This window comes from Nocardioides sp., from assembly GCF_047606145.1.
Classification (GTDB): Bacteria; Actinomycetota; Actinomycetes; order Propionibacteriales; family Nocardioidaceae; genus Nocardioides.
Genome location: NZ_JASGET010000025.1, coordinates 1 through 17733 on the forward strand (window position 1 = coordinate 1; position 17733 = coordinate 17733).

The 17733-nt window shown below is 69.4% G+C and carries 18 protein-coding genes and 1 tRNA gene; 11 read left to right on the forward strand and 8 right to left on the reverse strand.

The window, feature by feature from the left end; all coding sequences use genetic code 11:
- From QM638_RS03955 to QM638_RS03980, 6 genes are all read left to right on the forward strand, one after another.
- Positions 1-212, forward strand: a 212-nt coding sequence (locus QM638_RS03955; RefSeq protein ID WP_415140638.1) for a hypothetical protein, incomplete at its 5' end; no start/stop codon positions are given.
- A gap of 36 nt (positions 213-248) precedes the next feature.
- Positions 249-647, forward strand: coding sequence for a YbaB/EbfC family nucleoid-associated protein (locus tag QM638_RS03960; RefSeq protein WP_415140639.1), 399 nt, complete (start codon positions 249-251; stop codon positions 645-647).
- Between the two features lie 17 nt (positions 648-664).
- On the forward strand, positions 665-1261 hold the full coding sequence (gene recR / locus QM638_RS03965) for a recombination mediator RecR (protein WP_415140640.1): 597 nt from the start codon (positions 665-667) through the stop codon (positions 1259-1261).
- A gap of 42 nt (positions 1262-1303) precedes the next feature.
- Entirely contained in the window at positions 1304-1918 is a 615-nt protein-coding gene (locus QM638_RS03970) for a DUF5063 domain-containing protein (RefSeq protein ID WP_415140641.1), read from the forward strand.
- Between the two features lie 40 nt (positions 1919-1958).
- Positions 1959-3233 (forward strand): aspartate kinase, encoded by a 1275-nt coding sequence (locus QM638_RS03975; protein WP_415140642.1) that lies wholly within the window; start codon positions 1959-1961, stop codon positions 3231-3233.
- A gap of 138 nt (positions 3234-3371) precedes the next feature.
- Positions 3372-4421: an aspartate-semialdehyde dehydrogenase gene (locus QM638_RS03980; protein ID WP_415140643.1), complete on the forward strand. Its 1050-nt coding sequence runs from the start codon at positions 3372-3374 to the stop codon at positions 4419-4421.
- 32 nt (positions 4422-4453) lie between these two features.
- On the opposite strand, the gene QM638_RS03985 is transcribed toward QM638_RS03980, so the two are convergent.
- The 3 genes from QM638_RS03985 to QM638_RS03995 all read right to left on the reverse strand — a co-directional run bounded on the left by QM638_RS03985 (position 4454) and on the right by QM638_RS03995 (position 6552).
- Entirely contained in the window at positions 4454-5236 is a 783-nt protein-coding gene (locus QM638_RS03985; protein WP_415140644.1) for a hypothetical protein, read from the reverse strand.
- Between the two features lie 245 nt (positions 5237-5481).
- Positions 5482-5555 (reverse strand) — tRNA-Pro (locus QM638_RS03990).
- Positions 5556-5646: 91 nt separating this feature from the next.
- Positions 5647-6552 (reverse strand): metallophosphoesterase, encoded by a 906-nt coding sequence (locus QM638_RS03995; RefSeq protein ID WP_415140645.1) that lies wholly within the window; start codon positions 6550-6552, stop codon positions 5647-5649.
- 25 nt (positions 6553-6577) lie between these two features.
- Between QM638_RS03995 and QM638_RS04000 the strand changes: the two genes are divergently transcribed.
- From QM638_RS04000 to QM638_RS04015, 4 genes are all read left to right on the forward strand, one after another.
- Entirely contained in the window at positions 6578-7036 is a 459-nt protein-coding gene (locus QM638_RS04000; protein WP_415140646.1) for a GatB/YqeY domain-containing protein, read from the forward strand.
- A 66-nt stretch (positions 7037-7102) separates the two neighbouring features.
- Positions 7103-9457 carry a penicillin-binding protein gene (locus QM638_RS04005; RefSeq protein WP_415140647.1) on the forward strand — a complete coding sequence of 785 codons (2355 nt, stop codon included), beginning with the start codon at positions 7103-7105 and terminating at the stop codon, positions 9455-9457.
- Positions 9458-10154: 697 nt separating this feature from the next.
- A complete protein-coding gene (locus QM638_RS04010; RefSeq protein ID WP_415140756.1) occupies positions 10155-10670 on the forward strand; it encodes a DUF2690 domain-containing protein in 516 nt (171 codons plus the stop codon).
- A 404-nt stretch (positions 10671-11074) separates the two neighbouring features.
- Positions 11075-11353: a WhiB family transcriptional regulator gene (locus tag QM638_RS04015; RefSeq protein WP_415140648.1), complete on the forward strand. Its 279-nt coding sequence runs from the start codon at positions 11075-11077 to the stop codon at positions 11351-11353.
- A 7-nt stretch (positions 11354-11360) separates the two neighbouring features.
- Here the strand turns inward: QM638_RS04015 and QM638_RS04020 are convergent, their stop codons facing one another.
- Genes QM638_RS04020 through QM638_RS04030 form a run of 3 tightly spaced genes read right to left on the reverse strand, consistent with a single transcriptional unit; the run spans position 11361 to position 14419 of the window.
- Complete coding sequence (locus tag QM638_RS04020; protein WP_415140649.1) at positions 11361-12548, reverse strand: ArsA family ATPase; 1188 nt, start codon at positions 12546-12548, stop codon at positions 11361-11363.
- Positions 12545-13546 (reverse strand): ArsA-related P-loop ATPase, encoded by a 1002-nt coding sequence (locus QM638_RS04025; RefSeq protein WP_415140650.1) that lies wholly within the window; start codon positions 13544-13546, stop codon positions 12545-12547. The genes QM638_RS04020 and QM638_RS04025 overlap by 4 nt, the downstream gene beginning before the upstream one ends.
- A gap of 51 nt (positions 13547-13597) precedes the next feature.
- The gene (locus QM638_RS04030) at positions 13598-14419 is read right to left on the reverse strand and encodes a maleylpyruvate isomerase family mycothiol-dependent enzyme (RefSeq protein WP_415140651.1); all 822 of its coding nucleotides are present in this window, start codon (positions 14417-14419) and stop codon (positions 13598-13600) included.
- Positions 14420-14473: 54 nt separating this feature from the next.
- Between QM638_RS04030 and QM638_RS04035 the strand changes: the two genes are divergently transcribed.
- Positions 14474-14935, forward strand: a complete 462-nt coding sequence (locus QM638_RS04035) for a tRNA (cytidine(34)-2'-O)-methyltransferase (RefSeq protein ID WP_415140652.1) — start codon at positions 14474-14476, stop codon at positions 14933-14935.
- Between the two features lie 25 nt (positions 14936-14960).
- On the opposite strand, the gene QM638_RS04040 is transcribed toward QM638_RS04035, so the two are convergent.
- Positions 14961-16412 carry an amidohydrolase gene (locus QM638_RS04040; protein WP_415140653.1) on the reverse strand — a complete coding sequence of 484 codons (1452 nt, stop codon included), beginning with the start codon at positions 16410-16412 and terminating at the stop codon, positions 14961-14963.
- A gap of 46 nt (positions 16413-16458) precedes the next feature.
- A complete protein-coding gene (locus tag QM638_RS04045) occupies positions 16459-17712 on the reverse strand; it encodes an amidohydrolase (protein ID WP_415140654.1) in 1254 nt (417 codons plus the stop codon).
- Positions 17713-17733 lie beyond the last annotated feature (21 nt).

The following is a 17733-nucleotide window of genomic DNA, read 5'->3' on the forward strand; positions in this document are numbered from 1 at the left end:
CCGGCTCGGTCGCCCGCGCCCGCGGCGCCATCCGGCCGACCCGGACCGCCGACGCGCCGCCACCCACCGACGACCGGGTGGCCCGGCTGGCGGCGGCCGACGCCGAGGCACATCCCGACGATCCCGACGTGGACGAGGAGATCCTCGGTGGCGCGGAGCTGCTGCAGCGCGAGCTCGGCGCACAGATCATCGAGGAGATCGAGCATGACTGACCGGGTCGACACCGACGCAGGCGGCAAGGAGCATCCATGACACAGAACCCGTTCGAGGGACTCGGCGACTCACTGGGCGGCGGTGGGTTCGACCTCGGCGCCCTCGTGCAGCAGGCCCAGCAGATGCAGGAGAAGCTCGCCGACGCCCAACAGCAGCTCACCGACTCGGTGATCGAGGGGACGGTGGCCGGCGGCGCCGTCACCGTCCGGGTCAGTGGACTCGGCGAGCTGCTCGGCGTCGAGATCCGGCAGGGTGAGTTCGACGGCAACGACCCCGACGAGCTGGAGGACCTCTCCGACGTGATCGTGGCGGCGTACCGGGAGGCGAGGTCGAAGGCGGACGCGCTCGCCGCCGAGACGATGGGCCCGCTGGCCGGGGGTCTGGGCGGTGGCCTGCCGGGCCTTGGCGGCGGCCCGACCGAGCTGGGCAGCTGAGCTAGGAGCGGGCAGCGTTGTACGAAGGTGTCGTCCAAGACCTGATCGACGAGCTCGGCAGGCTGCCCGGCGTGGGCCCGAAGAGCGCCCAGCGGATCGCCTTCCATCTGCTCTCCGCCGACCCGGTCGACGTACGCCGGCTCGCGGACGTGCTGCTCGAGGTCAAGGCGAAGGTGAAGTTCTGCACGATCTGCTTCAACGTCTCCGAGGAGGAGACCTGCCGGATCTGCCGCGACCCGCGGCGCGATCCGACCGCGCTCTGCGTGGTCGAGGAGTACAAGGACGTGGTCGCGATCGAGCGCACCCGCGAGTTCAAGGGCCGCTACCACGTGCTCGGTGGCGCGATCAGTCCGATGGACGGCATCGGCCCGGATCAGCTGCACATCCGCGAGCTGCTCGGCCGGCTGCGGGACGCCACCATCACCGAGATCATCCTGGCCACCGACCCCAATCTGGAGGGCGAGGCGACGGCCACCTACCTGACCCGACAGCTCGCGCCGCTGGGACTGCGAGTGACGCGACTGGCCAGCGGGCTGCCGGTTGGCGGAGACTTGGAGTACGCCGACGAGGTGACTCTCGGGCGCGCATTCGCCGGACGGCGTGCTGCGGACTGACATGGCGAACGAGGCCGATGGGCTGATGGGGCTGATGAGCTGATGGGAATCGACGACAACCGGGGCACCGAGTGGCTGCCCGATGCGATCGACCGGGAGCTGGCGGCACAGGTCGCCGGCCAGTTCGAGAGCTTCCTGGGCGCCGTACGGGCGATCGCGGCCGAGGGCGACTCCGGGAGCGCGGTCCCGTTGTTGCTGCTGGAGGTGAGCCAGGTCCTGCTCGGCGGGGCGCAGCTCGGCGCACATCGGGACTTCCGGCCGATCGAGGAGTATCAGCCCGACGTCGGGCCCGAGGTGGACGTCGACGAGTTCCGGCTCCACCTGGCCGACCTGCTCGGCTCGGTGGACACCTACAGCTTCGTCTTCGACCCCTACGAGCCGGAGGTGGTGATCAGCCAGATCTCCGACGACCTGGCCAGCGTGGTCGCCGACGTGGAGAACGGGATGCGGCACTACCGGCGCGGTGACCTCGCCGAGGCGCTGTGGTGGTGGCAGTTCAGCTACGTCTCCAACTGGGGCAACCTGGCCGGCGCCGTACTCAACGCGCTGATCACCATCGTCTCGCACGACCGGCTGGACAGCGAGTTCAGCGGTGAGGCCGACGATGTCGCGGCGGCCAATGAGATGCTGGACGAACAGGCCCCCTCCGGTCGTTAGAATCGGGTGTCACAGCGCCACACCACGAGGGATTTGCACAGTGGGCATCGTCGTCCAGAAGTACGGCGGCAGTTCGGTCGCGGATGCGGTCGGCATCAAGCGCGTCGCGCAGCGGATCGTCAACACCAAGAAGCAGGGCCACGACGTCGTCGTGGTCGTCTCCGCGATGGGTGACACCACCGACGAGCTGCGCGACCTGGCCGAACAGGTCACCCCGCTGCCGCCGCCGCGCGAGCTGGACATGCTGCTGACGGCGGGCGAGCGGATGTCGATGGCGCTGGTCGCGATGGCCATCGCCCAGCTCGGCCACGAGGCCCGGTCGTTCACCGGCTCGCAGGCCGGTGTGATCACCGACTCGGTGCACGGCAAGGCCAAGATCATCGACATCAAGCCGGGCCGGATCGAGCAGGCCCTCGGCGACGGCGCGATCGCCATCGTCGCCGGTTTCCAAGGGGTCTCCCAGGACACCAAGGACATCACCACCCTGGGCCGGGGCGCCTCCGACACCACCGCGGTGGCGCTGGCGGCGGCGCTCGGCGCCGAGGTCTGCGAGATCTACTCCGACGTCGACGGGGTGTTCACCGCCGACCCGCGGATCGTGAAGTCGGCCCGCAAGCTGGAGCGCGTCTCCACCGAGGAGATGCTCGAGCTGGCCGCCTCCGGCGCCAAGATCCTCCACCTGCGGTGCGTCGAGTACGCCCGCCGCTACGACATGCCGATCCACGTCCGCTCCTCGTTCAGCTCGCTCGAGGGCACGTGGGTCATTCCCGACACCGAATTCGCAGGAGAAGAGATGGAGCAGGCGATCATCGCCGGCGTCGCGCACGACCGGTCGGAGGCCAAGATCACCGTGGTCGGCGTACCGGACAAGGTCGGCGAGGCGGCCCGCATCTTCGAGACCCTCGCGGCCACCGAGATCAACATCGACATGGTGGTGCAGAACGTGTCGGCCGCCGCTACCGGGCTCACCGACATCTCCTTCACCCTGCCGCGCAGCGACGGCCAGAACGCGATGGGCGCGCTGGCCCGGCTGCAGTCCGAGATCGGCTACGACCGGCTGCTCTACGACGACCAGATCGGCAAGGTCTCCCTGATCGGTGCCGGGATGCGCTCGCACCCGGGCATCACCGCCAAGTTCTTCTCCGCGCTCGCCTCGGCGGGGGTGAACATCTCGATGATCTCCACCTCGGAGATCCGGATCTCGGTGATCGTCGACGAGGCCCAGATCGACGCCGCGGTGCAGGCCGCCCACACCGCGTTCGACCTCGACGCGGGTGAGGTCGAGGCGGTCGTGTACGGCGGGACCGGCCGATGAATCACCCCACTCGGTTCTTCGTCTCCTCCGCTTCGCTCCCCCGCCGAACAACCGATCGGGGACCCCGATGAATCACCCCACTCGGTTCTTCGTCTCCTCCGCTTCGCTCCCCCGCCGAACAACCGATCGGGGACCCCGATGAGCCGCACCGTCAACATCGGGGTCGTCGGTGCCACCGGCCAGGTCGGCGTCGCGATGCGGCAGATCCTGGCCGAGCGGGACTTCCCGGTCGGCGAGGTCCGGTTCTTCTCCTCGCCACGCTCGGCGGGGACGGAGCTGACCTATGCGGGGCGCACCGTCGTGGTCGAGGACGCCGCCACCGCCGACCCGAGCGGACTGGACATCGCGCTCTTCTCCGCCGGCGCGACCGCGTCCCGGGAGCTGGCGCCGAAGTTCGCCGCCGCCGGCGTGATCGTGATCGACAACTCCTCGGCGCACCGCAAGGACCCGGCCATCCCGCTGGTGGTCGCCGAGGTGAACCCGAGCGCGATGGCGGATGTCATCGAGGCTCGCCAGGGGATCATCGCGAACCCGAACTGCACCACCATGGCGGCGATGCCCATCCTCAAGCCGCTGCACGACGCGGCCACCCTGACCCGGCTGATCGTGTCGTCGTACCAGGCCGTGTCGGGCTCCGGGATCGCCGGTGTCGCCGAGCTCGCCGACGAGGTGGCGGCGGCGGGGGAGAAGGCCCGCGAGCTCGCCTACGACGGCGCCGCGGTCAGCTTCCCCGCACCGCACACGTACGTCGACACCATCGCCTACAACGTGCTGCCGATGGCCGGCAGCGTGGTGGACGACGGTCTGGGCGAGACCGACGAGGAGCAGAAGCTCCGCAACGAGTCACGCAAGATCCTCGACATCCCCGACCTGGCGGTCTCCGGGATCTGTGTGCGGGTGCCGGTCTTCACCGGCCACTCCCTCGCGGTGAACGCCGAGTTCGCCGAGCAGATGACCCCGGACCGGGCGCGTGAGCTGCTCGCCGGCGCGCCCGGCGTGGAGCTGCGCGACGTGCCGACCCCGTTGTACGCCGCGGGTCGGGACCCGTCGTACGTGGGCCGTCTGCGGCAGGACCCGGGTGTCCCCGACAACCGTGGGCTGGCGATGTTCATCTCGAATGACAACCTGCGCAAGGGGGCCGCGCTCAACACCGTGCAGCTCGCCGAGATCGTCGCCGCCGCGTTGTAGTCCCGGCGCGGCGGGTCAGGAGTGCGCCGGGCTCAGGAGTGCTCCTCGAGGTAGCGATCGTTGACCCAGCGGAAGAGCACGAACGAGACGATCGCGACCGCCACCACGATCAGGGCGCCGGTGAAGGTGTCCATCGAGTCGCTGAGGAACAGCAGCCCGATCACCGAGACCAGGCAGGTGCCCAGGAAGCTGACGCTGATCGGCGAGGTGACACCCGCGAGCTTGAGGAAGAGGGCGCCGATCGCGACCGCGAGCACGAAGATCGCGATCAGGATCGGGAACCCGGCGCTGCCCAGCGAGGTGGTGCCACGGGCCTGCTGGCTGATCTGCTCGCAGACCCAGATGGCGACGCTGAAGAAGAGACCCACGGCGAGCCCGACGACCGCCGCGGCGGTGTTCATCCCCGGTGGCCTGATCCGTGGGGAGCGCGTCTTCGTGCCGGTGTCGTCGACGACGGTCGCCGGGACGCCTTCGGTGTCGGGCTCGGTGTCTGGCTCGGCCGGTAGGTCCGGCTCGTCGAGAGCGGGCGCGAGCCGCGTCTCCTCGACGGCCAGGACGGCGGTGCCGGCCGGTTCTGGGTCTGGCTGTGGGTCTGGCTGTGGGTCTGGCTCGGGAGCGGTCGCGGCCGCGATCGGCTGAGTCGCCTCGGCGGCCCGTTCCGCGGGAGGCTCTTCGGCGGCCTCGGCGTCGGGCTGGTCGGCGGACTGGTCGGCGGGTTCGTTCGCCTCGTCCTCGGCCGGTGCTCGTTCCTTCTTCCTGCGTCGCAGGCTGAGCTTCGGCGGGGCAAGCCGATCGCTCAGGTCGTCGTTCCCCATGGCGTCAGTCAACCACTGGCCGGCGCGCGACCACTGGCCGGCGCGCTCATCGAGGTATGCAGACGAATGGGCACTCCCCCGGCGGAGTTCCACACGGGGAGTGCCCGTCGAGCTGCATACCTCGATGAACGGGCGCGCGCACCCGCACGCGGCACGCGCAGCCCGACCAGCGGGGTCGGAGAAGCAAGGCCCGAACCCACCGTCAGTGGGTCCGGGCCTTGCCGATGTCCTGCGACATCACACGGTCGGGCTGACAGGATTTGAACCTGCGGCCTCTTCGTCCCGAACGAAGCGCGCTACCAAACTGCGCCACAGCCCGATGTGAGCCTCGACGGCTCACAAGCACCGGAGCATATCCCAGCGCCGGGCCCCGTTCGTAATCGGGGATCACCAGGCGACGACGGAGCCCGTCACCGGCGAGGCACCAGTCGCAGCAGGGTCGCCTCCGGTCGGCAGGCGAGCCTGATCCGGGCGTACGGCGAGGTGCCCAACCCGGCCGAGACATGCAGCCAGGCGTCGCCGTGGCGGTGCAGCCCGCGCGCCCGGGCGGGCTCGAGGTCGCAGTTGGTCACCAGCGCTCTGCCTCCCGGCAGGCAGAGCTGGCCACCGTGGGTGTGGCCGGCCAGGATCGCGTCGTACCCGTCGGCGGCGAACTGATCGAGGACCCGCAGGTACGGCGCGTGCGCCACCCCGAGCCGGAGGCCGGCGTCCGGGTCGGCCGGACCGGCGACCGCGGCCAGGTCGTCGAACCTCAGGTGAGGATCGTCGACACCGGCGAAGGCGATCCGCAGCCCACGTACCTCGAGGTTCGCACGGGCGTTGTTCAGGTCGTGCCAGCCCGCGTCGGTCAGCGCGGCGGAGAGCTGGCGCCACGGCAGCTGGGGCACGTTCGTGTGACGCTTGCCTCGGTCGGGCAGGAGGTAGCCGATCGGGTTGCGCAGGCGTGGCTCGAAGTAGTCGTTCGAGCCGTGCACGAACACCCCGGGCACCGACAGCAGGTCACCGAGCGAGGCCAGCAGCGGCTCGACCGCCTGCTGGTGGGCGAGGTTGTCGCCGGTGTCGACGACCAGGTCGGGCTCGAGCTCGGCCAACCCGGCCAGCCAGGCCCGCTTCGCCTCCTGGCTCGGGGTGAGGTGGATGTCGGAGAGGTGCAGCACGCGCAGTTCGGGCGCGCCGGCCGGCAGCACCGGCACCTCCACCTCGCGCAGCGTGTAGGCGCGTGCCTCCGCGGCGGCGTACGCGGTGACGCCCGCCCCCGCGAGGAGTCCCCACCCGACGGTGCGGCCGAGCCAACCGGCAAACGGGGGGAGGGGCATGCGGCAACCCTGCCACAATGGCCCCATGAGCTCTTTGAAGGACCGACTGCGTAGCGACCTGACCGCGGCCATGAAGGCCCGCGACGAGGTCCGCTCCTCCACCTTGCGGATGGTGCTCGCGGCCGTCACCAACGCCGAGGTGGCGGGCAAGCAGGCCCGCGAGCTGAGCGACGAGGACATCATCGGCGTACTGACCAGTGAGGCCAAGAAGCGGCGGGAGGCCGCCACCGCGTTCGCCGACGGCGGCCGGGCCGAGAGCGCCGCCAAGGAGCGTGCCGAGGCCGAGGTGATCGCCGACTATCTGCCCGAGCAGCTGAACGAGGCCGAGATCGCCGAGCTGGTCACCGCCGCCATCGCCCAGACCGGCGCGGCCGCGGACGGGATGCGCGCGATGGGGAAGGTGATGGGCGTACTGACGCCTCAGACCAAGGGCCGGGCCGACGGTGCCGCCGTCGCCGCGGAGGTACGCCGCCAGCTCGGTTGATCCGGTTGTGGCGCCGGGGCGCCGAGGATCGCGATACCTTCAGGATGCTCCCGTACCCTGGTGGCCATGTCTTCACCGAATCTGCCGGTCTCCCGTGTGCTCAAGCACCTCGTGGTGATGTGCTCGGTGGCCGCCGTCCTCGGCGTCGTCGTGGCCGGTCTGGCGATCCCGTTCGCCGGCCTGGTCGGGCTCGGGGCGAGCAAGGCGGCGAAGACGATGGACGAGCTGCCGGCCGACTTCAAGGTCGGTGACCTGGACCAGACCACCCGGATCCTGGACGCCAAGGGCAACCTGATCACCACGCTGTACGACCAGAACCGGGTCTACCGTCCGCTGAAGCAGGTCTCGCGGAAGATGTCCAAGGCGATCCTCTCGATCGAGGACTACCGCTTCTACCAGCACGGCGCGCTCGACCTGAAGGGCACGCTGCGGGCGTTCATCACCAACGAGGCCAACTCGGGCACGGTGCAGGGTGGTTCGTCGATCACCCAGCAGCTGGTGAAGATGACGCTGCTCTACAAGGCGCGTGGGAACAAGAAGCTGCAGAAGGAAGCGACCGCCGACACCTATGCCCGCAAGCTCAAGGAGTTGCGCTACGCGATCGCGCTGGAGCAGAAGCACTCCAAGGACTGGATCCTGGAGCACTACCTCAACGCGGCCTACTTCGGCGACAGCGCGTACGGCATCCAGGCGGCCGCCAAGCACTACTTCAACGTCAACGCCGACCAGTTGAGCTGGGACCAGGCGGCGCTGCTGGCCGGGCTGGTCAAGAACCCCTCCGGCTACGACCCGACCAACTATCCGGACGCGGCCATCGCGCGCCGCAACGTGGTGCTCGACCGGATGGCACAGCTCGGCGTGATCAGCCAGCAGAAGGCCGAGAAGCTCAAGAAGAAGGGCCTCGGTCTGGATGTACAGAAGAGCACGAACGGGTGTGTGAGTTCGACCGCGCCCTTCTTCTGTCAGTATGTCGTCGCGTATCTGGAGCAGGATCAGGCGCTCGGCGACACGGTCAAGGAGCGCAAGAACGCGCTCTACCGTGGTGGCCTCACCATCAAGACCACGTTGCGGCCGGCCTTCCAGTCTGCGGCCGACAAGTCGGTTCACTCACATGTGGCGGCCACGGACAATGCGATCGGCGCGATCGCGATGATCGAACCGGGGACCGGCTACGTCCGGGCGGTCTCGCAGTCGAGGCCGATGGGTGCGAACTCGAAGAAGGGCGAGACCTATCTGAACTACGTGGTGCCGAGCCAGTACGGCAACGCCAATGGGTTCCAAGCCGGATCCACGTTCAAGTTGTTCGTGTTGTCCAGCGCCATCCAGTACAACAAGCTGCCGCTGAATCAGGTCATCAACTCCCCGGCGGAGAAGACGATCGCCAATGCCAACTTCGCCGGCTGTCCTGGCGACGGTGTGAAGGTCGGCGAGCACACCTGGCACAACTCGACGAGCTCGGGGGCGATGACCGCCTACACCGGCACCCAGTTGTCGGTGAACACCTACTTCGCACAGGTCGAGGAGATGACCGGATTGTGCAAGCCGTACAAGCTCGCTCAGGCGATGGGTGTGCAGCTCAGTGATCCGGTAAGCGAGCGTGTTCCGACCTTCACACTGGGAGTCGCCGACGTCAGCCCCCTCGAGATGGCTGAGGCGTACGCGACAGTCGCCGCTCGAGGAAAGCACTGCGACGCGCTGCCCGTCACCGAGATCAGCGACTCGTCGGGAGTCGTGAAGAGGTACAAGTCGAAGTGCCAGCAGGTGATGAACAAGACCACCGCGGATGCGGTGAACGACATCCTGCGCGGTGTCCAGGAAGCGGGCGGTTTCGGCGGAAGCGCCGGCCTGGGTCTGACCGCCAAGGACGGCAGCGTGCTTCCCAGCGCTGCGAAGACGGGCACGATCGACAGCAACATGGCCGTGTGGTACGACGGGTACACCCCGTCGCTGGCGACGGTTTCGATGATCGCGGGCGCGAACTCTGCAGGCCACTGGGTCACCCTGAATGGGCAGTCGCTGAACGGGTCGTATGTCGAGACTGCCCATGGATCGACCACTGCTGGGCCGATGTGGGGTGACGCGATGCACGCGATCCAGCGTCTTCTCCCCGACGAGGACTTCGTCGCGCCGACACAGGCCGTGATCAAGGGAGACGAGGTCACCATCCCGTCGGTGGGCGGTCTGTCGGTCTCGGCGGCGACGGCGAAACTGCGGGCCGCCGGGTTCAAGGTCAGTGTGGGTGGCAGCACGTATTCCAGCTACTCCTATGGCACTGTCGCCGGCACGTCGCCGTCCGGTTCGGCGGCCAAGGGCAGCCCCGTCACCCTCTACACATCCGCCGGCTCGGCGCCACAGAAGAACAACAACAGCGGCGGCAAGAAGAAGGGCAACGGCAACGGCAAGAAGCACGGCCGGGGCTAGTTGCGGTCATTCATGACGGGCGAGCTCCTAGGCCGGTGGTGCAGCGTCTAGCGTTCACGCTCGGCGAAGACGTTGCCGGCGCTGATACAGGCGAGCAGAGACGGACCCCGGCGGTGGGAGAGGCAACACGTCGACCAACACCTGGCTAACGATCGCGACACGGCATGGCGTTGTGACGGATCGGGGCCCAGCTGCACCGACCGGCAGGTGCGGCGTGAGGACCCACCGCGCCGACACCGCTCGGCTGCCCTCGGCACCCATCTCAGACGAGGCCCTTGTGCTTCGCGGGAGATGCTAGGTACCATCCCCAAACGGTGGCCCGCTTGGGCGAAGAAAGTCATCTCGGGGGGCGGGATAGTTGACGATCCCTTACGACTTATATGCGTTCTCTCGCGTCGGTGCTCGTCATCATCGAGGGGCCGACAGTATATTCTTCCGTCGGCTAGGTGAGCCGACCGGACGAATGCCGCACCGGATCGGGTGCCGGCAGGTGGGTCGCGGTACGTATCCGCGGAATCGTTGGATTCAAGTCCTGTTCCAAGAAATATTGGCGCGAGGCTTGAATGGGGATATGAGGTGGGGTTTCGCGTCCTTGCCATGGGGCGTGCTTTCTATCGGTGCCCGCAACTCGCGGGGCCGTTGGTATGAGGAGGTGGGATAGATGGACGGACGTTCATTGAGAACCGCGATCGTGGTCATGACGGTCGCGGCCGTGGTGTCAATCGGAGCGGTGTTCTCGCAGGCCCCGTCTGCTTCGGCAGCAACCGGTTGCGTCGGCACGTCTTGTACCGGCAAGGATCCCGATCGGCAGGGTTGCTCGAGTGACGCTCGAACGGTCGCAAGCTTTCGCGCGGAGTTCTCCAGCGGACTCGGGAGCGGGATCCTAGTCGAGTTGCGTCACTCCAACAAGTGCAAGTCGAAATGGATCAGATTCAAGTCCCAGACGAGCGACATCGGCTGTGGTGGTGGCACACCTGGGCAGGTGCGAATCAGGAACTTGCGGGCGTCTGGTGCGGTCATCGCGAAAGAACAACGTCAGTTTGACATTGCAAAAAACTGTCGCAAGCGCATGTGGACCAAAATGGTCGGCAGAACCGGGAAGTCATTTCGTGTTGGGTTTTGCTTCCGGATGGGTACATACGGCAAGCCAGACTTTAGTGGCCCATGGGGATACGATTCAACTTACGCCCCATGTGTCAAGAAGAAGTGGTGAATTGTAGCGAGATCGCGTGGTGAGCGCGTGAGACCTGGCACCGACGGCTGGGCCGAGGAGGTGGCCCTGGTGCCGCCCGCGCCGTACCCGGTGAGCTGATGGAACGGTGGGTCTTTGAACCTCGAGGGGCAGCGCGGGATGGGTGAAAGGGGCTTCTCGTTGCTGAACTGAACGCACGACCGACCCGAGAACGGCCTCTCTCAGACCCTCGCGTGGTCACGCCTGACATCGCCGACGCACCGCACCAGCGGGCTAGCTCGAACTAGTCATTTCGGACTACTCCAACGTGGGTAGTCCGGGGGCTGTTGCGACGACGGAATCCGTTCTATCTTGCTGCGTAGTCGGGTGGATCCGTTGTCGTGGGGACGAACGGATGCCTCCCGCAGACAAGTGGGGACACACACATGTGGAACGACGATTGGGCGGCGAAGGCTGCCTGCAACGGGCAGGAGCCGGACGAACTCTTCGTCCGGGGTGCCGAGCAGACCCGGGCCAAGCAGATCTGTTCGGGGTGCCCGGTGCGCACCGAATGTCTGGCCGAGGCGCTCGACAACCAGATCGAATGGGGGGTCTGGGGTGGCATGACCGAGCGAGAGCGCCGTGCTCTGCTCCGCCGTCGCCCGAACGCCTCCTGGCGGGCCGTGCTCGAGTCGGCTCGCCGGGGCGAGCAGATCGCGCTGTAGTCCGCCGTCAGTCCGCGGGCCCGCTTCGCGGCTGGTCGGCGAGCAGGTCACCGACGGTCCGTAGACCGTCGAGGTCGTGTACGTCGCTGGCCAGGGCCGGCACGACCGCCGTCGGCACCCGGGGGTGCGCGGCGGCGAACCGTGCCTGCAGCAGTCGCTGGCGCTCGACCATCAGCTCGCGGTCGGCGTGCACCCGGAGCAGCCCGGCGGTCAGTGCGACCGAGCCGTTCGCCGACTCGGTCGCCCGGTCGCCGTACCCGAGGCCTTCGAGCCGTTCGGCCGCGGCCTGCGCCGCCACCGCCGACAGGCCCGCGCCGTCGGGGAGCACGGACCGGTTGACGACCAGGCCGCGCAGCGGCATCGCGTCGCCCTCGAGCCGTTCGACGAAGTACGCCGCCTCCCGCAGCGCGTCCGGCTCCGGCGCGGCGATCACCAAGAACGCGGTCTCGGCGGCCTGCAACAGTGCATAGGTCTTCCGCGCCCGCGTCCGGAAGCCGCCGAAGACGGTGTCGAGCGCCGTCACGAAGGTCTGCAGATCGCGCAGCACCTGCGCGCCGAGCACCCGGTTCAGTGCGCCGGTGACCAGGCCGAGCCCGGCCGACATCAACCGCGCCGGGCCCCGCGCGGGGGTGAGCAGCAGCCGGACGAACCGGCCGTCGAGGAAGCTGGAGAGTCGCTCCGGCGCGTCGAGGAAGTCCAGGGCGCTGCGCGACGGGGGTGTGTCCACGACGATCAGGTCGTAGCGGCCCTCGGCGAAGGCGTCCCGGTAGATCTGGCCGAGCTTCTCCATCGCCATGTACTCCTGGGTGCCGGCGAACGAGCTCGACAGCGCGACGTAGAACGGGTTGGCCAGGATCGCCCTCGCCTTCTCCGGACTGGCCTGGGACTCCACCACCTCGTCGAAGGTGCGCTTCATGTCCAGCATCATCGCGTCCAGGCTGCCGCCGCCGGCCACGCCGACGACCGGCCGCGGGGTGTTGTCGAGCTGGCCGATCCCCATCGACTGCGCCAGTCGGCGGGCCGGGTCGATGGTGAGTACGACGACCTTGCGGCCCTGCTCGGCGGCCCGCAGCGCCAACGCCGCCGAGGTGGTGGTCTTGCCGACGCCACCCGCGCCGCAGCACACGATGATGTGGGTGCCCCGATCAGCGAGCAGCCCGTCGACGTCGAACTCGGGCGAGGTGTGTGCGGTCATGCCATCCCCTGGCCGCGCAGCCGCTCGGCGAGGAGGTAGAGCGCCCCCAGGTCGACGCCACCGGCGATCCGGTCCAGCTCGTAGGTGGGCACGTCGAGCTCGGTCACCAGGCGGCGCTGTTCGTCCTCGATGACGCGACGCTCGGCGTACTCGCCTGCTTCGGCGAGCAGCGCGTCCAGCAGCGGCGCGGCCGGCTCGATCCCGGCACGGGTCAGACCGCCGGCCACGGCGGCGGTGTCCAGGGTGCCGGCCCGGGCCGCGCTGAGCGCCTCGTCCGGAAGGTCCCGGGGCCTGACCCGGTTGACCACCACGCCGCCGACCCGCAACCGGGCCGCCCGGAGGGCGGCGATCCCGTCCGCGGTCTCCTGGACCGGCATCTCCTCCAGCAGGGTGACCAGGTGGACGGCCGTGAGCGGTGACCGGAAGAGCGTCATCATGGTGTCGGCCTGATGCTTGATCGGCCCCACCTTCGCCAGTCCTGCGACGGACTCGCTGACGTTGAGGAAGTTGGTGATCCGGCCGGTCGGTGGCGCATCGAGCACGACGGCGTCGTACTGCCGTGCCCCGCGGTTGCGGGTGTTGCGCTGAACGGCCTCGAACAGCTTGCCGGTGAGCAACACGTCCCGTACGCCCGGCGCGATGGTGGTGGCGAACTCGACCACGCCGAAGCGGTCCAGCGCCCGCCCCGCCGGGCCGAGCTTGTAGTACATCTTGAGGTATTCCAGCAGCGCCTGCTCGGCGTCGATGTGCAGCGCGTAGACGCTGCCGGGCGCGGCGGCGCCGGAGCGCAGCCCGGTGGCGATCCGGGTCTCGGCGTACGGCAGCGGGTCGACGTCGAACATCCGAGCCACCCCCTGGCGGCCCTCGACCTCGCACAGCAACACCTGGCGGCCCCGCGATGCCAGCGCCAGCGCCAGTGACGCCGCGACGGTCGACTTGCCGGTGCCGCCCTTGCCGGTCACCACGTGCAGGCGGACCTGCGGCCAGTCGGAGGTCATGAGGGCGACTCTAATGCGGCGGGTCGGTCCCCCGGAGGTCCAGGTGTACCCCTAGGGCGTGAGGGTGAGCCGGGCGGCGACCGTCGCGCCCAGGTCCCGGTCGCCGTCGATGCGCACCGCGTCGGGCGGGACCGGGCCGCGACCGCCGACCAGCCGGACGAAGGTGTCCCGGTCCATGCCGACGGTGACGGTCGGGTTGTCCGGGGGCTCGGGCAGCGGGCGTCCCCGGCCGTCCGCGGCCACGATGTGGCCGGTCGGCGGGTCGCCGTCGATCGCCAGGACCAGGGTCGTGCCGGGCTGCGCGCCCGCGCGCTTGGCCAGCACGAAGCCGAGGCCCTGGCCGAGATAGCCGACGGTGTGGTCCGCGGCTCGGGTGTCGAGGCCACCGGGGGTGCCGAGTGCGCGGCGCAGATCCTGCTCATGCATCCACAGGTCGAGCGGTCGGTTGCGCAGCAACAGTCCGAGATCCCACCCGATCGCGCCGAACACGCCCGGTGCCGGCGCGGTGGGATCGCTCGGCGGGTCCTCCCGGAGCCGCTCGTGGCGGCTGGTGGTGCAGCGCCGGATCTCGGCGAGGATCTCGGCCGGCGGGGTGTCGCGGCGGTTGACCACGCCGATCTCGGTGAACCGGCTCATCGGGCTGTCCAGGTGCGGCGCGTCGCCGACCTCGGCCTCCTCGTGCGGGCCGCCGGCCAGCAGCGACTCCAGATGGGCGACGTGTGAGACCACCGCCTTCACATCCCAGGCGGGAAGGTCGGTGGAACGGTCCCAGGCGTCGTCCGGGATGGTCTCGGCCACCGCGAGGAAGTCGCCCACCGACTCCCACCAGATCTCGATGTAGCCGTTCAGGTCGACCGCGCCGGCATCCGTCATGGGCCCAGCGTAGGGATTGGTGCGCTCCCGGCGCCGTCTGGTCCACTGGGATGCGTGTTCCGCATCGCCTTCCTCACCCCGCGCATCCCGCCGAACACCGGCAACGCGATCCGGATGGTCGCGGCCACCGGCGCCCAGCTGCACCTGATCGGGCCGCTCGGCTTCGACCTCGAGGATGCCAAGCTGCGGCGGGCCGGGCTCGACTACCACGACCTGGCCTCGGTCACGGTCCATCGGGATCTGGCGGCGGCCTGGGCCGCCTTCGAGGGTGCCCGGGTCTTCGCGTTCACCGCCTCCGCGACGGTCCGTCACACCGACCCCGGGTACCGCCCCGGCGACGTGCTGCTCTTCGGCCCGGAGCCAACCGGGCTCCCCGCCGAGGTGCTCGCCGATCCGCGCGTCACCGAACGGGTGCGCATTCCGATGCTCGCCGGTCGGCGCTCGCTCAACCTCTCCAACGCGGCCGCCGTCGCGGCGTACGAGGCCTGGCGACAGCACGACTTCGCGGGTGCCTGAGCCGGGACGGCGGGACAGACGCCAGTCACGCCCCTGCCCGGGCGCGGTCGCGCGCCGGCGGCGCGAGCGTCCCGGCCGGGATCGGGCAGACGTACGGCGTCGCTGTCGTGACGTCCCGATGCTCGGCCTTGGCCGCGGCCAGGAGCTCGGGCTTGGTCACCAGGTCGAGTGCGGTGGTGGCGATGACGGTCGCGGCATGTGTCATGGCCTTGTGTGCCGCAGGCAGCTTGCCCTGGGCGACGTACTGCCAGGAGTGCCAGGGAGTGCCCAGCGCGACCGTGCTGGAGAGAATCTGCACCGTGGGGGTGATCCAGCTGACGTCACCGACGTCACTCGATCCCGAGTTGAGGTGCCGATACGCGGGTGCCGCAAGCTCCGGCACGCCGTCGTGCAGGCAGCGCGGGTCGTCGGGCGCCATTCCCGCAGCGACTCGGGCACGGCGCAGCTCATCAGGATCGACGCCGGCACTGAAGGCGGCGGCGCGCTCCTGGTCGGCAGCGTCGAACGGCACCCCGCCCACCTCGGCGAGGGTGGCGTGCAGCGCCTCCTCGAGGACGCGGTTCGGCAGGATCTCCGCGCTGGCTCCGTCGAACTGGACCGCCAACTCGGTGGAGGTCATCAGCGCGGCGCCCTCGGCGATGGCCACGACCCGTTCATAGAGCTCCTGCATCGCCGGGACGGTCTCGGCACGGACCAGGTAGTAGACCTCCGAGGTAGCCGGTACGACGTTGGGCGACTCGCCCCCCGCGTCGGTGAACGCGTAGTGGATGCGAGCGCTGTCGGGCATGTGCTCGCGCAGGAAATTGACGCCGACATTCATCAGCTCGGCGGCATCGAGCGCGCTACGACCCAGGTGCGGCGAGACGCCCGCGTGGGCTGCGACACCGGTGAAGCGGAAGTGGGCCTGTACGTACGCCAAGCAGCGGCCTTGGGTCGAGATGGTGCCGGTACCGCCCGCCGGATGCCAGGTCAGGGCGGCATCGACGTCGTCGAAGGCGCCGGCCGCCGCCATGAACGACTTGCCGGCGGCCGCCTCTTCGGCCGGGCAGCCGTAGTAGCGCACTCGTCCGGGCAGACGGTTGGCCTGCAGGTGACGGGCGAGGGCGACGGCGGCCAGTAGCGAGCCCGCGCCGAGCAGATGGTGGCCGCACCCGTGGCCGTGGCCGGTGAGGTTCGCTGGATCCGGCCGCGGTTCGAGTGCTCCCAACGCCTGGCTCAGGCCGTCCAAGCCGTCGTACTCGCCCAGGAAGGCGATCACCGGCCCACTCTGCCCGATCTCGGCGCTGAAGGCCGTGGGGATGCCGGCGATGTCGCGGGTCACGGTGAAGCCCTCCTTCTCCACGACCTCGATGTGCCGCTCGACGGCGTCGTGCTCCTCCCAGCGCAACTGGGGATGGTCCCAGATCGCGTCGGAGAGGTCGTGGAAGGTGGGAGCCAGGTCGTTGATGAGAGTCCGCAGGTCGCTGACCGAAGTCACGGTAGATGTCTCCTTGTGTTGGTGGGAGCGGGGGCCGGCGCGCGGGTCACGGCTCGAGCGTCTGCTGGGTCGCGCCCGCCGGTCGTGCGAGCTGCCGGTCGAGCAGGTCCGCGCGCAAGGTCGGGTCGAGCGCCACGTCGAGAGCGGTCAGCGCCATCGTGATGGCTCCGTCCACGATCGCCCGGTCCGCCGCCGGAGAGGCGGCGGCTGCGGCGAAGTCGGGGTGGTGCCCGACCGCGTCGTTGTCCTGGATGGCGATGATGGGGTGGATCGAGGGAACGACCTGGGAGACGTTGCCCATGTCGGTGGAACCGCCTCCCATGACCCGGTCCGGGTCCGCGATGCGCCCCAGCGAGGCCAGGTTGCGGTTCCACAGCTCCGCGATCGCGGGGTCGGAGATGAGCGGTGCGTAGGGGTGCTCGGTACGCCGGGACCGCCACTCGCACCCGGTCGCCACGGCGCCGGCCTCGAAGCAGGCCATCACCTGGCGCCGGGCGGTGCGCCACTCCTCGAGGTCGTAGGCCCGGACCTCGACCTGGACCACGCAGCGCTCCGGGATGATGTTGGTCGCCTCGCCGCCGTAGGAGATGTACGCGTTGACGTTGACCCCCGAGGCCAACTGCTGGCGCACCAGGCCCAGGGCGCTCAGCGCTACCGTGGCGGCCGAGGCGGCGTTGATGCCCTGGGTGGGCGCTCCGGCTGCGTGGGCGGCCCGCCCGGTGTAGACGACCTCCAGTCGTTCGACCGCGGTGGCCTTCATCGCGTCGCACCGCAGATCTGTGCCGGTGCCGCCGTGGGTCATCATCGAGAAGGCGACGTCCTCCCATGCGCCGGCCAGGAGAAGGTCGACCTTCCCACCGCCATGCTCCTCGGCGGGCGTGCCCAGCAGCTTGACCCGCAGGCCGGCCTCGGCGGCCACCTCGGCCAGTGCCGTCGCCGCGCCCACTCCCATCGCGGCGATCATGTTGTGCCCGCAGGCGTGTCCGATCTCGGGCAGGGCGTCGTACTCCGCGCAGATGGCGACGGTGAGGTCGCCGTCCCCGGCGACCCCCTCCAGTGCGGTGGCCAGGCCGTAGGCGCCGCGTTCGGTGGCGAAGCCGGCCGCCTCGATCGCCTGGGCGACCAGTTCGGCCGAGTGGTGCTCCTGATAGGAGACCTCCGGGTCGGCGTGGATCGCGTGACTGAGTCGGGCGAGGTCGGTGGCGCGCTCCTCGACAGCGCGGACGACCTGGGCCCGCAGCCGGTCATGTGTCTCGGCGACGCGTAGCCGGCCGGGGGCGACGTAGGTGTTGCTGGTCATGGTTCTTTCTCCTTGGCAGGG

Excerpts from the sequence above, each read along its gene's own strand:
- QM638_RS03980 (WP_415140643.1), top strand. The coding sequence starts at position 3,372 with ATGAGCCGCACCGTCAACATCGGGGTCGTCGGTGCCACCGGCCAGGTC.
- QM638_RS04000 (WP_415140646.1), top strand. The coding sequence starts at position 6,578 with ATGAGCTCTTTGAAGGACCGACTGCGTAGCGACCTGACCGCGGCCATG.
- QM638_RS04010 (WP_415140756.1), top strand. The coding sequence starts at position 10,155 with ATGACGGTCGCGGCCGTGGTGTCAATCGGAGCGGTGTTCTCGCAGGCC.
- QM638_RS04005 (WP_415140647.1), top strand. The coding sequence starts at position 7,103 with ATGTCTTCACCGAATCTGCCGGTCTCCCGTGTGCTCAAGCACCTCGTG.
- QM638_RS04025 (WP_415140650.1), bottom strand. The coding sequence starts at position 13,546 with ATGACCTCCGACTGGCCGCAGGTCCGCCTGCACGTGGTGACCGGCAAG.
- QM638_RS03960 (WP_415140639.1), top strand. The coding sequence starts at position 249 with ATGACACAGAACCCGTTCGAGGGACTCGGCGACTCACTGGGCGGCGGT.
- QM638_RS04015 (WP_415140648.1), top strand. The coding sequence starts at position 11,075 with ATGTGGAACGACGATTGGGCGGCGAAGGCTGCCTGCAACGGGCAGGAG.
- QM638_RS04020 (WP_415140649.1), bottom strand. The coding sequence starts at position 12,548 with ATGACCGCACACACCTCGCCCGAGTTCGACGTCGACGGGCTGCTCGCT.
- QM638_RS03985 (WP_415140644.1), bottom strand. The coding sequence starts at position 5,236 with ATGGGGAACGACGACCTGAGCGATCGGCTTGCCCCGCCGAAGCTCAGC.
- QM638_RS03970 (WP_415140641.1), top strand. The coding sequence starts at position 1,304 with ATGGGAATCGACGACAACCGGGGCACCGAGTGGCTGCCCGATGCGATC.
- QM638_RS04030 (WP_415140651.1), bottom strand. The coding sequence starts at position 14,419 with ATGACGGATGCCGGCGCGGTCGACCTGAACGGCTACATCGAGATCTGG.
- QM638_RS04045 (WP_415140654.1), bottom strand. The coding sequence starts at position 17,712 with ATGACCAGCAACACCTACGTCGCCCCCGGCCGGCTACGCGTCGCCGAG.
- QM638_RS03995 (WP_415140645.1), bottom strand. The coding sequence starts at position 6,552 with ATGCCCCTCCCCCCGTTTGCCGGTTGGCTCGGCCGCACCGTCGGGTGG.